18 protein-coding genes are annotated in these 12,821 nt (G+C 65.1%); 6 read left to right on the top strand and 12 right to left on the bottom strand.

Translation table 11 applies throughout. From position 1 onward, the window contains the following. Positions 1-103 precede the first annotated feature (103 nt). Complete coding sequence (locus tag RT567_RS02525; protein WP_125901691.1) at positions 104-709, top strand: cysteine hydrolase family protein; 606 nt, start codon at positions 104-106, stop codon at positions 707-709. Here the strand turns inward: RT567_RS02525 and RT567_RS02520 are convergent. From RT567_RS02520 to RT567_RS02505, 4 genes are all read right to left on the bottom strand, one after another. Then, positions 706-1,719, bottom strand: a complete 1,014-nt coding sequence (locus tag RT567_RS02520) for a DNA topoisomerase IB (protein ID WP_349679410.1) — start codon at positions 1,717-1,719, stop codon at positions 706-708. The genes RT567_RS02525 and RT567_RS02520 overlap by 4 nt on opposite strands. A 78-nt stretch (positions 1,720-1,797) precedes the next feature. Further along, positions 1,798-2,502: a Crp/Fnr family transcriptional regulator gene (locus tag RT567_RS02515; protein ID WP_313574102.1), complete on the bottom strand. Its 705-nt coding sequence runs from the start codon at positions 2,500-2,502 to the stop codon at positions 1,798-1,800. A gap of 56 nt (positions 2,503-2,558) precedes the next feature. Continuing rightward, positions 2,559-3,320 (bottom strand): Crp/Fnr family transcriptional regulator, encoded by a 762-nt coding sequence (locus RT567_RS02510; RefSeq protein WP_313574099.1) that lies wholly within the window; start codon positions 3,318-3,320, stop codon positions 2,559-2,561. 97 nt (positions 3,321-3,417) lie between these two features. Continuing rightward, positions 3,418-3,606 carry a hypothetical protein gene (locus tag RT567_RS02505; RefSeq protein WP_087141298.1) on the bottom strand — a complete coding sequence of 63 codons (189 nt, stop codon included), beginning with the start codon at positions 3,604-3,606 and terminating at the stop codon, positions 3,418-3,420. Positions 3,607-3,761: 155 nt separating this feature from the next. Here RT567_RS02505 and RT567_RS02500 point away from each other — a divergent pair, with 155 nt between their 5' ends. Then, entirely contained in the window at positions 3,762-4,490 is a 729-nt protein-coding gene (locus RT567_RS02500) for a Crp/Fnr family transcriptional regulator (RefSeq protein WP_313574097.1), read from the top strand. Between the two features lie 49 nt (positions 4,491-4,539). Here RT567_RS02500 and RT567_RS02495 read toward each other — a convergent pair whose 3' ends face one another. Then, positions 4,540-5,040: a ferritin-like domain-containing protein gene (locus tag RT567_RS02495; protein ID WP_125901686.1), complete on the bottom strand. Its 501-nt coding sequence runs from the start codon at positions 5,038-5,040 to the stop codon at positions 4,540-4,542. 146 nt (positions 5,041-5,186) lie between these two features. On the opposite strand from RT567_RS02495, the gene RT567_RS02490 reads away from it, so the two are divergent. Then, positions 5,187-5,606, top strand: coding sequence for a DUF6766 family protein (locus RT567_RS02490; protein WP_313574096.1), 420 nt, complete (start codon positions 5,187-5,189; stop codon positions 5,604-5,606). 56 nt (positions 5,607-5,662) lie between these two features. On the opposite strand, the gene RT567_RS02485 is transcribed toward RT567_RS02490, so the two are convergent. From RT567_RS02485 to RT567_RS02470, 4 genes are all read right to left on the bottom strand, one after another. Further along, positions 5,663-6,256 (bottom strand): DUF4142 domain-containing protein, encoded by a 594-nt coding sequence (locus RT567_RS02485; RefSeq protein WP_313574094.1) that lies wholly within the window; start codon positions 6,254-6,256, stop codon positions 5,663-5,665. Positions 6,257-6,275: 19 nt separating this feature from the next. Beyond that, entirely contained in the window at positions 6,276-6,515 is a 240-nt protein-coding gene (locus RT567_RS02480) for a hypothetical protein (protein ID WP_313574092.1), read from the bottom strand. Between the two features lie 130 nt (positions 6,516-6,645). Then, entirely contained in the window at positions 6,646-6,840 is a 195-nt protein-coding gene (locus RT567_RS02475) for a hypothetical protein (protein ID WP_313574090.1), read from the bottom strand. 73 nt (positions 6,841-6,913) lie between these two features. Beyond that, positions 6,914-8,017 carry a flavodoxin family protein gene (locus RT567_RS02470; RefSeq protein WP_313574088.1) on the bottom strand — a complete coding sequence of 368 codons (1,104 nt, stop codon included), beginning with the start codon at positions 8,015-8,017 and terminating at the stop codon, positions 6,914-6,916. A gap of 127 nt (positions 8,018-8,144) precedes the next feature. Between RT567_RS02470 and RT567_RS02465 the strand changes: the two genes are divergently transcribed. Continuing rightward, positions 8,145-9,038: an SDR family oxidoreductase gene (locus tag RT567_RS02465; RefSeq protein WP_313574086.1), complete on the top strand. Its 894-nt coding sequence runs from the start codon at positions 8,145-8,147 to the stop codon at positions 9,036-9,038. Positions 9,039-9,042: 4 nt separating this feature from the next. Here RT567_RS02465 and RT567_RS02460 read toward each other — a convergent pair whose 3' ends face one another. Both RT567_RS02460 and RT567_RS02455 read right to left on the bottom strand, forming a co-directional pair. After that, positions 9,043-9,834 carry a metallophosphoesterase gene (locus tag RT567_RS02460; RefSeq protein ID WP_292055881.1) on the bottom strand — a complete coding sequence of 264 codons (792 nt, stop codon included), beginning with the start codon at positions 9,832-9,834 and terminating at the stop codon, positions 9,043-9,045. Next, a complete protein-coding gene (locus RT567_RS02455) occupies positions 9,818-10,597 on the bottom strand; it encodes a hypothetical protein (protein ID WP_313574084.1) in 780 nt (259 codons plus the stop codon). The genes RT567_RS02460 and RT567_RS02455 overlap by 17 nt, the downstream gene beginning before the upstream one ends. Before the next feature lie 112 nt (positions 10,598-10,709). Here RT567_RS02455 and RT567_RS02450 point away from each other — a divergent pair, with 112 nt between their 5' ends. Both RT567_RS02450 and RT567_RS02445 read left to right on the top strand, forming a co-directional pair. Continuing rightward, on the top strand, positions 10,710-11,432 hold the full coding sequence (locus tag RT567_RS02450) for a cytochrome c oxidase assembly protein (RefSeq protein WP_313574083.1): 723 nt from the start codon (positions 10,710-10,712) through the stop codon (positions 11,430-11,432). After that, complete coding sequence (locus RT567_RS02445) at positions 11,429-12,145, top strand: cytochrome b (protein ID WP_313574082.1); 717 nt, start codon at positions 11,429-11,431, stop codon at positions 12,143-12,145. Before RT567_RS02450 ends, RT567_RS02445 begins: the two co-directional genes overlap by 4 nt. Here the strand turns inward: RT567_RS02445 and RT567_RS02440 are convergent. Next, positions 12,142-12,588, bottom strand: coding sequence for a DUF305 domain-containing protein (locus RT567_RS02440; protein WP_313574080.1), 447 nt, complete (start codon positions 12,586-12,588; stop codon positions 12,142-12,144). The two genes, RT567_RS02445 and RT567_RS02440, sit on opposite strands and share 4 nt — an antisense overlap. Positions 12,589-12,821: the final 233 nt, after the last annotated feature.

Raw genomic sequence — 12,821 nt, 5'->3', positions numbered from 1 at the left:
AGCGGTCATTTGGAAAAGAGGCTAGTTTGCGCATGGCGGCGATAGACAGGAAGGCTTGCGACTAGACGGGGGAACCCGCCAGAGGCCTGCGCTTTGGGCCGGTATGGTTTCCGGTATCCATTTCGGCCCCATAGCCGCAAACGCCGTCCATCTGTGCGTGGACATGCAAAGACTATTCGCGGAGGACACGGCATGGCGCACGCCGTGGATGGCGCGTGTCCTGCCAGTCGTCGTGCGTCTGTGCGAGCGCAAGGCCGAACGCACCTGTTTCACCCGGTTCATCCCCGCCCGTTCGCCGAGAGAGGGGGAGGGGACGTGGAGGCGGTACTGGCGGCGATGGGCGTCGATGACGCTTGAGAATCTGGGTGAAGAACGTGTGGAGCTTCTGCCCGAACTGCAGGTCTTCACCCCGCCCGCCAGGGTGTTGGACAAGTCCCGCTATTCCCCCTGGCTCAACACGGGTCTGGCGTCGGCTCTGATGGCCAGCCGGGTCGACACCCTGGTGGTGACGGGCGCCGAGACCGATATGTGCGTGCTGGCGACTGTCCTCGGCGCCGTGGATATGGGCTTTCGCGTGGTGGTGGTTTCGGACGCCCTGTGCAGTTCCTCGGACCAGTCGCACGACGCCTTGTTGGCTCTCTATCATGACCGCTTCGGCCAGCAGATCGAGACGGCGGAGTGCGACGAGGTGCTCGAGATGTGGGCCTAGGAAGGTTCGCTCAGCAGTCGCGATAGCCTTGAATCGAAACTCTGGGCGTTTGGATCCGGCAGACAGGTCGTGATGGTTCCGGATTCATAAAGCTCAATCACGCGCGGATGGACATAGGACGCCCGACAGACCGTCGGCGTGTTGCCCAGCAGGCTCGCGACCGCCTTCATGCAGGTCGAGATGTTTTGCCGCGCCTCGGTCTGGGACGTGGGCGGGGCCATTTCGTAGAAGGCGCGGGCGGCGGCGACGGTGGCCGCCCAGGTGCGGAAGTCCTTGGCGGAGAACTGATCGCCCATGGCCTCGCGGATATAGGCGTTCACGTCGTCTGAACTGATCGCCCACAGCTCGCCCTCTGCGTCGCGGTATTTGAACAGATGCTGGCCCGGGAGGCCTTCCAGGCCGCGCATGACGCGCGCCAGTCGACGGTCGCTGACCTTGACCCGGTGTTCTTTGCCGCTCTTGCCCCTGAACTCGAAGGTCAGGGCCGAGCCGTCGACCTCCAAGTGCCGCTTGCGCAGGGTCGTCAGGCCGAAACTACGATTCTGGCGGGTATAGGCGGCGTTGCCGACGCGGATGAGGGTGATTTCCAGCAAACGAACCGCCGAGGCCAGCACCTTTTCCTTGCACGGCCCGCGTCGCGAAAGGTCGTTCTCCACTCGGTCATGCAGTCGCGGCAGGCGTCGGGCGAAATCTGGCAAACGCGCAAATTTGTGCGAGGCGGCGCGGGCCGTCCAGTCGGCATGATAGCGGTACTGCTTGCGACCGCGCGTATCGCGCCCAGTCGCCTGGATATGGCCGTTTGGGTCGGGACAAATCCAGACGTCCTGCCACGCCGGCGGAATGGCTAGGGCGTCGATCCGCATCAGGATGCTCCGCTCACGGATCAGGCGCCCCTTTGGATCACGATAGCAAAAACCTCTCCCGATCCGGCGGCGCGTAAGGCCTGGGCTCTCGTTGCTGGACCAGACGAGTCCGCCGGAAGGCGGCGGATTGATCACGTTTGTCGACATCGTCACGGCCCTTGCTGGGTCTAAGTCTAGGCAACGCCAGGCCCTGCCTCCGGCTCCCTTTTGCGCGCGGCCGTGCTCTCAGTTCATCGCGCCGCACCGGCATGAAAGGTCGGAGAGACTTCCCGCGTCCAGAATCGACGCCTTGCCGCGGCTGAAGCGCACCGCGCCCATCGCTTGCAGGTTGCTGGCGGCGGCGTTGATGCTGGTTCTCTGGACGCCGAGCATGGCGGCTAGCTGGGCCTGCTTCAGGCGAAGCGGCGCACCGTTGCCGCCATGGTGCAGACGAAGCAGCCACTTGGCCAGACGCTCCGACACGCGATGGGAGGCGTTGCAGGCGGCTTCCTGTTCCAGAAGCGTCAGGCGTTGAACCGCCTGAAGGGCGATGAAGCGCGATAGCCAATCATAACCGAGCGCCTCGCGGGCGGCCGCGGCGGGAACGCGGAACAGCCGAACATCCAGCAGCGGCCGCACGTCGGCGCGGCTGCCGCTAGAGCCCAGAGCGTGATCCCAACCGTAGACGGCGCCCGATACGATAGGCGCGACACAGACTTCACTTCCGGTTGGAAAGGCGCCGAGAACCCCGGACAGGACGAACCAGAGATGCTCCCTGTCCAGAGGAGGCTGCGCGTCGCCTGGGAGATCAACCTCTGTTCCCTCGGCGGTCAGGCGCTGCTGGGCATCCGGCGGCAGGACGCGATAGACCGGGTGATCACGGATGCTGGGCCGGGGGCGGCCGTGAGGTGGGGCGGACGGGGATAGAATGACGGCGGAATCTGCAGGCATGGGGCCTCCTGACCAGAAGCCCTGCCATGGCTGCCGCAGATCGCCACTCACATGGGTTAGTCGCGGCGGGGCGGCGCATCCGCGACATCGTCGGCGATGCTGAGGCCTGCGGCCAAGGCCAGGCCCTGCAGGTCGGGCAGGACGGCCCGTCCCGTCCGGTAGTCGACTAGGCCTGCTCGCCGAAGTTGCTGCAGCGTCCGGTTCATGTGCACGGCGCTGAGGCCCAGGATGTCTGCGAGCATGTCCTGGGTGAGAGGCAGGTGAAGGACGCCGGGTTCGGCTGCGCCGAGACGGCTTTGCCGCTCGTACAGCTCCAACAGAAGGTGCGCCGTTCGCTCATAGGCGCTGAGCCGACCCAGCCGAATGACATGCCGCGCCAGCCGCAGGCGCTCTGCCGAACGAAAATGCCGCCAGGCTTCCAGAAGACGCGGGCTGACGTCTACGCCTTCGGAAATCGCCGCCCACAGCAGGGAGGCGTCAAGGGTGGAGGCGTCGGTCAGGGCCCAGACCGCCATGTCTGCGTCCACGACGTCGGCGGCCAGGATGACGTCGCCGGGCAGGCTGAGACCGACGATCTGGCGACGGCCGTCTTCCAGCATGGCGCCGCGGGCGATCCAGCCGCGCGCCACCACACGGGCGTCTTTGCGTTCCGGATGAAGGGAAACGGCGCCGCCGGGCGGGTGAACCATAGCAGGACCGTGAAACCAGCTACGGATGCATTCGATGTCGCCAGGCGACAGCACGGCGAAGCTGAACAGCATCCGTTCCAGCGACGCCGCGGCTATGTCTACATCATCTTGATAAGACTGATTCTTCATCCCTCTGACCAACAGCACGGCCGAGGGTGTTTCGTTCTTTACATAGGTTAGTCCAAGGGCTTGACGGTGATGCTTGCGGCGCCGGGAGTGGAAGCCGTCAGGCGCGGTAATAGGAATCTGAGCAGAGGGTGCGCAGTTGGCGCCACGTGGCCTTGCCCTCGAGCTGGAAAAGTTCGGCCTGGGTATAACGATCCGAGATCAAGGCCTTGCGGACTTCGCTGGGTATGCGGAAGCGGCCGCTGCGCGCGAGTTCGAAGGCTCGCTCAATGACTGGTGTTCTGTTCATGATACAAACTCCCCTGTTACGGGAAGGCAATGCGGTTGCGCCCTGTGGGTTCATTGTGTCGCCTTTGAGGCGCTGTGGAACCTCGGCTGTTCGAGCCGATGGCAACATTCGCGAAGATCCGGCGTTGTGGTCGCGCCAAGCCTCAGGGAGCCGCAATGCACGACCACAGCCGTTTGCTGGAAAACAAGCTGCAACGACGCGACGTCATTACTGATGGCGAAAGGCAGGCGCTCAGGAGCGTGCTGACCCATGTCGTGTTGAAGCCCGCCGGCAGCGACATCGTCACTCAGGATGCGTTGGTTGATCATTCCAGCCTCGTCATCGACGGCTTCTGCGCGCGCTATCGCGATCTGAGCGACGGACGGCGGCAGTATACCCAGATCAACCTGCCCGGAGACTTCATCGACCTGCACGGCTTTGTTCTGAAGCGCGTCGACCATGGCGTGCGTGCGCTGTCCGACTGTCTCATCGCCGAGGCGCCGCATGAACGCTTGCGCAAACTGACGGAAGAGCACCCGCATTTGACGCGCTTGTTATGGTTGGAGACGGTGGTGGACGCCGCCATGCACCGTGAATGGCTGCTGGCGCTAGGTCGACAGGAGGCGCTGGAGCGGACCGCCCTGTTGGTTTGTGAAATCTACGCGCGCCTGGAAGCCGTGGGCCTGGCGCGCGACGGCGTCTTTCGTTTTCCCATTATCCAGGCGGAGATTGCGGATCTGCTCGGCATGTCCGCCGTGCATGTGAACCGCACGCTGAAGGTCATGCGCGAGGCGGGGTGGCTGGAGTGGACCGGATCGGAAGTTCGTATTCTCGCGTGGGATCGTCTGGCGAGCGCGGCCGAGTTCAATCCCTCCTATCTGCGGCTGGAGCGACTGCCGGTTTAGCGCAGGGTTACGGCCCCGCCGCTGATCAGGCGGCAGGGCCGGATGGAGCTCAGGCGGCGGGCTGCAACGCCTCGGCGTTGATTGCGGCGTCGGCGATGGCCGTCAGATCCTCGTCCGTCTGGCTTTCCTCCTGAAGGGTCTCGTCCAGCAGTTTGACGGCGTCCTTCAGTCCCATCACCTCGGCCCAGCGCTTGAGCGTGCCATAGCGGGTGATCTCATAATGTTCGACCGCCTGGGCGGCGGCCAGCAGACCGGCGTCGAGCGCTGCCGTGTCCTTGTACTCCTCGGCGATTTCGTCGCCTTCGGCCAGGATGCCTTCGATGGCGTCGCAGGTCTTGCCGCGCGCGGGCTTGCCGATGATCTCGAACACCTGCTGCAGGCGTTCGATCTGGCCTTCAGTCTGCTCGCGGTGCTTTTCGAAGGCCGCCTTGAGGTCGGGCGACTGGGCGGCGCGCGCCATTTTCGGCAGGGACTTCAGGATCTTACGCTCGGCGTAATAGATGTCGCGCAAGGTGTCGTGGAAGAGGGTTTGCAGCGTTTTCTCGGGCATGGGGCTCTCCTGAAAAAGAATGGGGAGCCTGCGAAGCGGCGGGCGCACAAGCGCGTTCCTAGTGTTCGGATATGGACAGGGCTGAGCGCCACGGAACGCACAGGTCCACGAACTCTTCTGCCGATTTCAGAGTGTTGGAGCGCGACATGAAGAAGTACGCCTATGGCTGGATCACTCTGGCCTTCTTCACCATTTCCATCGTCTTGCATTGGGGCTTTGGTTGGGCCGCCTATGTGAACGAGGCCCGCGACCACGGACAGGCGGCGCAACTGACGCCCTATCTGGTGGAGATGGGGCGGGACACCTTCGAGAACTGGCAGTCCGAGTTCCTGCAACTGATCTGGCAGGTCGTGGGGCTGGCCTACTTTCTCTATGTCGGCTCGCCGTCGTCCAAGGAGAACGACGACCGGATGGAGGCCAAGATCGACGCTCTGCTGGAATTGGTCGATCACGAACGCGGCGCGGCGCTGATTGAGGAGATCGACGCCAGCCATCTGCGTCGTCACGGCCACGCGAGCATTCATCTGGACCCGCCTTATGCAGTGCGGAAGCCCACTGCCGAATAGGAAGAAGGGGCGGATTGTCGTCCGCCCCTGATAGCGTCGTGCACCAAGGCCCAGCGTCAGCGGCCCAAGCTGGCTTGCAACTGCTTGGCCCGCTCAAGATGGGCTTCGATCTTGGGCAGGACGTTGCGCGCATGTTCCGCCAAGGCGGGAACGTCCGCCTTGTCGGAGAAGCCGCGGTGAAGGGTGACGGCCTCCTCATGGGCGGCGACCTGTTGATCGACGTAGATCTTATCGAAGTCCGCAGTCGAGGCTGAGCGCAGGTTGTCGATCAGGCCCTTGCGGCGTTGGTCGAGCTCGGTCGGCAAGGTCGTGTCAGGCGCAGCCTGTCCGGCGGCGGCCCTCAGGGCGGCGGAGGCGGCTGTGTGGTCGGTCTTGATCATCTGGGCCAGTTCTTTGACCTGGGCGTTCTTCGATCGCTCCATGGCGATGTCGGCGGCCTGGATCTCGTACATGTCGCCCATGGCGGCGTTGGGCACATAGGCGCTGACCATATTGGCGCCCATGGTCGCGGCCGAGGTCTGACCGACCGGTTCGGAAACGGCGTCCTGCGCCTTGTCGACGGCCTCGGAACCTTGCTGCTGGTTGCAGGCGGCGAGGGTGAGGGCGGCGGCCGATACAGCCAGAACGGCGACGGTTTGCTTCATCATCATTTGAACTCCTTGGGTAAGATCAGGGCTTGGCGGCCACGCCAGGGGTGACGGGCGCGAGTTCTCGCGCCTGGGTCTGAGGCGGAGGCGCATCGACCTGCTGCAGGCCGTCGTCCGGCGTTTCGCGGATTGATAGGATGGCCTCCTGCGCGCGCATCAGGGGCGCGGCGGCGTCGGCGGCCTGGACATCGGTGGGCGAAGCGACCCGCAGGCGTCGCTGAGGGCCGCTGTCGCTGCCGACCACGACTTCATAGAAACGCATGTCGGCCTCCCAGGGTGAGGGGGCGCGGTGGGCGACGAGGGCGATCGGTCATGTCTTTTTTCCTCCCTGTGACAGGAAGTTAAGCGGCGGGGCGCGGGGGTGTTCCAAACGCTCAAGCCTGAACACGCCGTCACATGACACGCTCCAGCGGCGCCTCGGCTCCCGTCATTCGTGGATCGGGAACCTTGGTTTCGGTGCGGAAAAAGCCGGTCGCCGCCGCGGCCAGATAGACGATGAACAACAGGACCAAGAGGACGCCGACAAGGATCAGCAGCCGTCTGGGGCGTCGCAGGATCGGGGGCTTTTCCTTGTTCGCGAGAGGCAAGGGCGAACTCCTTTCGTACTGGAAGGAGAAGGAAGAGGAGCGGGGCCTGTTCCATACGGCCCCGGTCGGCTCTCTATTTCTGGCGCGGCGGTTCGTGGGCTGGCTCAGCGGGCTTTGAGGCGTCGTTGCGCCGGGCCAGAACAGCCCTCGCCAGCTCTTCCGCCGCCAGCCTCACCTCATCCTGAACGGCCCGGTCGCGGTCGAGGGCGTCGTGGCTGGTGGCGTAGGGCTCCCAATAGCCGATGTAGCGGTCGATCTCCGCGTCGGCGCCGGCGGGCGACAGCTTCATCGAGACCAGCCAGTCGGACAGGGAGCGGCGCACGTTTTCCGCGCCTTCTACATCGCCATGGACGACCAGGGCGAAACGCCGACCCGCCAGGTGACGGGGATAGGGCCAGTCGGCCAGCTCAAGCGCCTTGGCCAGGGCGACGGTCTTGCCGTGTGTCGTCGTAGGATCTGGATTGCCGCCGTCGGCGCAGACCAGCCGGTCCATCATCAGCTTGAAAGGGCTGGAGGCGTGATACCAGTTGACCGGGGTGACGATCAGAACGCCGTGCGCGCGGACCCACATTGGATAGATGTCATTCATCCAGTCGTGGACCTGGCCCAGGCTGTAGTTGGGATAGCAGCTGCACGGCCAATGGCAGAGGGCCGCTGCGGTGGAGAAGCAGGCCTTGCAGGGATGAATTTCCCGGCCGTATTCCGACGCCAACCGCGATAGGTCGAGGATTTCTGCCGCCATGCCCGCGCGCCTCTCAACCACCTCGCCGGCGATCTGGACCAGCCGCCAACTCTTGGACATTTCGCCGGGGCAGGTGTGCTCGGAACGGCTGGAGGCGTTGATGATCAGGATGCGCGAGGGCCCGGCGGCGTCGTCATGCTGCGCCTCGGCAGCGCGGAGGGCCGCGTGAGCGTCCAGCCAGTCCAGCGCCAGCTCATAGTCCGGCTCGGCGAAGCTCGAACCGGCGGGGCGCGTCAGCGGCGATTTCCGACCCCCGATGTAGCCGTCCCAGGCTGCGGCGGCCAGGCGGTCGATCTCATCGCGCAGAGGATCGAAGGCGGGGTCCGCGAACCGGCTGCGGAAGCGGGTTTCAAAGGTTGTGCGGTCCAGTTCTGGGCTGGGCATGCCCTTGCGCGGCTCAGGGACGGCTAGAGCTTGGGGAACGGGATCTGGCATGCGGCTTCTCCGGCTCGGGTGCGTCGGAAACGTCGCGGCTGAACACGACGTTCCGCCGCAGTAGGGGAACGCGCGGACAGGGGGCGACTTAGGAAGGCATGCCCTTCAAACGTCTACAGGAGCCGTCATGTCCGACCGCCTGACAATGCAGGATCCTCGCCATCAGTATCCGCGTCCGCCGTTTCCACGGCAGCCCCAGCCGGCGCCTGGTCTGGTCGCGAAGATGGAGCCCAAGCCCGATCATGGAGAGGAAAGCTATCGGGGCCATGGGCGGTTGAAGGGGCGCCGCGCCCTGATAACCGGGGGCGATTCCGGCATCGGTCGCGCGATCTCTGTCGCCTACGCCCGCGAAGGCGCCGATGTCGCGATTTCCTATCTTCCCTCAGAGGAGGCAGACGCGCGCGAGGTGATCGCCCTGATCGAGGCCGAAGGCGTCAAGGCGCTGGCCTTGCCCGGCGACGTGCGTGACGAGGCGTGGAATGCGACCATGGTGGCGCGCACGCTCGAGGCCTTCGGCGGTCTGGACATCCTGGTCGTCAACGCGGGCCGACAGCAGTTTCGCGAGGACGTGGGTGAAGTCTCGACCGAGGGTTTCGACGCCACGCTGAAGACCAACCTCTACGCCCTGCACTGGCTGTGTCAGGCGGCGACGCCGCATCTGCCGCCGGGCGCGGCGGTCATCACCACGGCTTCGATCCAGGCCTATGAGCCGTCGGACATCCTGTTGGACTACGCCACCACCAAGGGCGGGATCGTCACCTACACCAAGGCTCTGGCGAAGCAGTTGATCGAGAAGGGCGTGCGGGTGAACGCCGTGGCGCCGGGCCCCTTCTGGACGGTTCTGCAGCCCAGCGGCGGCCAGCCGCAGGAGAAGGTCGAGAAATTCGGCGCTCACAGCGCCTTCGGACGTCCGGGTCAGCCGGTCGAGATCGCGCCGGTCTACGTGCTGCTGGCCTCGCAGGAGGCGAGCTTCGTCACGGGCGAGGTCTGGGGCGTCACCGGCGGCGCCGGGATCGCCTGAGCTTTCAGACCTCGAACACGCGATAGGGCGTATCGCCCATCGTCCGCAGCACGGGTAGGGCGACATTGTAGACCGGGACGCCGCGCGCCGTGCGGCCTTCCGGCGCGCCGCGATGCGCATGGCCGTGCAGCACCAGCTTGACGTTCTCATAGCGATCGACGACCTCGGCCAGGCGCGATGAGCCGAGGAAGGCGTGGATTTCCGGCGGCTCGCCGATCACCGTATCCACCACCGGGGCGTAGTGGAGCAGAACCACGCTCCGCTCGGTCCGCAGCGTTCGGATCGAATTTTCGATGAGATTGGCGTCCTCAACCGCCTCATTGACGAAGGTCTTGATCGAGGCCTCGCCGAAGGAGCTGAGCATGTAGCGGCCGAAGCCGCCGACGAAGCCCTTGCCTCCGGCGAAGCCGACGCCGTCGATCTCATAGGCCTCGCCGGTCAGCATCTTGACCCCGGCCTCGGTCAGCATGCGGATGACTTCCTGCGGTTGGCCGCACTCATGCTCGTGATTGCCGAGCACGCCGACCATGGGGATGCGGCAGGCGCGCAGATCTTCCAGCAGGTTCTCCACCTCGACCGTCTTGCCGAAATTGACCAGGTCGCCGCACAGGCACAGCACGTCCGCGTCTTCATGCACCCGGTCGAACAGGTCGCGATAGGCGCGATGCGACGTCTCGCCGACATGCAGGTCGCCGACGGCGGCGACGCGCAGCTTCTTCTTCGGTCCGGCTTCCATGCCCGGTTGAGGCGTCTGGCCTTCAGCGGCGGAGGCAGCAGTTTCAGGCGACGGGGTCATGGCGTTCCTCCAGGCCCTTGCCCACCACGTCGCCGAAGCCCCATTCGGAGATGTCGGCGATGTAGTCGCGCGGGCTGAACAGACGGCCCCGGCACACCTTCACGCGCGGCGCCGGCAGATCGACCTGGGCCTGCAGGCGGCCGATCAGTTCGGTCATCAGCCAGGCGGGCACCAGGCCGCGCTCGGTCGGATAGGCGAAGCGGAAGTTGAGCAGATGCGCCATCAGCACCTCCCAATAGAGATCCATCTGATCCAGCAGCGACTTCCAGTCGATGGCGTCGGCCTGCTTCAGGATGACGTGGTTCACATCGGCGCCGTCGTAGCGATAGCGGTCCTGGATGAAGGCCTTGGACAGGATCAGGGCGGTCGGCGGCGTGATCGTCACCTCATGCCCGTAGACGGTGATGCGATCCGGCCCGAACCAGCTGTCGGACACGGCGATGGTGCCGTTCGACATGGCGAAGATGACGTCGAAGAAATGCCTGTCGTCCTGCCAGACCTTGGCGATCCAGCGCTCGTCCTCGACGTCGGTGCGATAGCCGCGCGCCTGGAAGAAGGCCAGAATCCGGGGGTAGTCGCCGGGCTTGCAGAAGACGTCCAGATCCTTGGTAGGACGACGGATGCCCGTATAGGCCGTGACGGCGTAGGTGCCCGACAGCAGGAAGGGCACGCCGGACTCCTTCAGCAGACGCAGGGCCTCCTCATAGAAGGCGCGAGCCTCGGGCGGCGGTTCGAAGGCGGGATCGGCGACCGTGTCGGACATGGGATCAAGTTCCTGAACAGGGCAGGGAAACGGCGTGCGGAGAAACGCGGTTCCGTTCCTGTGCGCGACCGGACGCCGGTGAACCGTCACGGCGTGGAGGCGTTGGCCCAGGATGGTCGACGTCGCCTGGACACCCTATTGCGGGCCTGCGCCCGATCCCGCCGAGGCGCTCGGGCGCTGGAACGGCGATCTGATCCTGTTGTCTGTCATGGCGGCGGCGACGACGGCCGGATTGATCCTGCTGCGCGAACAGCAGAGGAGACGCTTCAGCGCGGCGGTGGCGGTGCTGGCGGTCGGCTTCATCTCGCCGCTGTGCGCCTTGAGCTCCGCCCTGTTCATGGCGCGGACCCTGCATCACCTGCTGTTGGTTTTGGCGGCGGCGCCCCTGCTGGCCTTGTGCCTGCCTCGGTTGAAACCGCCGCGTCTGGCGGCGGCGACGGCGGTGCAGGCGGTGGTCTTTTGGGCCTGGCACGCGCCGGAGCCCTACGCTCAGGCTCTGTCGCATGACGGAATCTATTGGCTGATGCAGATCAGCATCCTGGGAAGCGCCGTCTGGTTCTGGGCGGCGGTTCGCAGCGCAAGGGGGCATGCGGCCGTCGCGGCCCTGCTGGCGGCTATGCTGTTGATGGGGCTTCTGGGCGCCTTGATCGTGTTCGCGGGCCAGCCGCTCTATGCGCCGCATTTCGCCAGCACCATGGCCTGGAACATGACGCCGCTGGAGGACCAGCAGGCGGCCGGGCTCATCATGTGGGCGCCGGCGGCGGCGGCCTACCTGCTGGCCGCCCTGTGGCGGATGCACGGTCTGCTGAAGCCGGCGGGCGAGGCGGCGGCATGATCGACCGGCTGATCGCCCAGGCGCTGGAGTGGGCCGCCGGTCATCATGACGAGGGGCGCTATTCCCCCGTGGCCATTTGGTTTCACTGGATCATGGCAGGTCTGGTCGTGTTCCAGTTGGGCTGGGGCTGGTGGATGGGTCGGCTGCCGGTCGGCGGCGAGAAGGTCGCGGCCTATGAGGTCCATTTCGCCGTCGGCGTGCTGATGCTGTTGCTGGTGATCGGCCGCCTGACCTGGCGGCTGGTCGCGCCGGATCTGATCAATGACGCGGACAAGCCGGGATGGGAAAGCACGGCCGCCCACGTCACCCACTATGTCTTCTATCTCTGCCTGTTCGGCCTGCCGTTGTCGGGTTGGACGATGATGTCGGCCACAGCGCGAGACGCCCAACTGGCGGCGGCGGGCTTCATTCCCTGGCCGATGCTGCCGATGCAGGATCTGTCGAATCGTCAGCTCTGGACGGTCGAGGCGGCGGCCGAGTGGATGCACTGGGGCCTCGTCATCGCCCTTCTGCTGATGATCCCGATCCATGCGGGGGCCGCGCTGAAGCACCATCTGATCGACCGCGACGATGTCTTCCACGCCATGCTGCCGGTTGTTCCGCAGCTACGGCCCCGACGCACGCGATGGCAGCGGCGATGGCGGGCGCTGGAGAAAAGGGTTGCGACGACCGTTCGGAGGCTGCGGCGCGGCCGCACCCGCTTCCGGGTCTAGAGCCGATTCAGGATCGCCTGCATCTGGGCGATCTCCCGCTCTTGAGCGACGATGATTTCGTCGCACAGGGCGATGAGTTCAGGGTCGGTCAGCTTGGCCTTTCCGCACATCAGGATCGCCCCGGAATGATGGGGGATCATGCCGCGGATCAGCTCCTGGTCGTTAATGGCCGCCTGGGTGCGCATGGCGTAGAAGCTAATGGCGAATACGACGGCGGCGATCCCGATGATGATCCAGTTGGCGCGTCTGTTCTGGAACATCGAACGCATAGACAGCAGCATCACCAGGGCCATGGGCGCGACCATCATCAGCGTCATATAGACGTTGTTCAGGTTGAAGCGGAAATGATCGAGCGTCGCGATCATGGTGAACATCACCAGATACATGATGACGAAGTCGATCAGCAGTTCGAATGCGAGATTGCGATAGCTGTGGGCGTGCATCAGCGGCCTCTACCGGGTTGTTCTAGTCGTGAGACAACCAATCGCTGTGTGCGTGATCTGTTCCCGAGGAGCTCAGCCGCCGTCGGAACGAGCGGGGCGGCGGATTTCGCGCGACGCGGCCGGGCGCGCCGCAGCGGCGACCGAGGCGGCGCGGCCTTCTAGGACGGGTTCGCCCCAACCGCTGATGCCCTCATCCGTGCTGATCTTGACGAAGCACCAGCGGGGCGGAACGA

The organism is Brevundimonas sp. (assembly GCF_032107865.1).
In the GTDB taxonomy this organism is placed as follows: Bacteria; Pseudomonadota; Alphaproteobacteria; order Caulobacterales; family Caulobacteraceae; genus Brevundimonas.
Note: the sequence above shows the minus strand (reverse complement) of the source record. Positions and strands in the feature narration are given on the sequence as shown.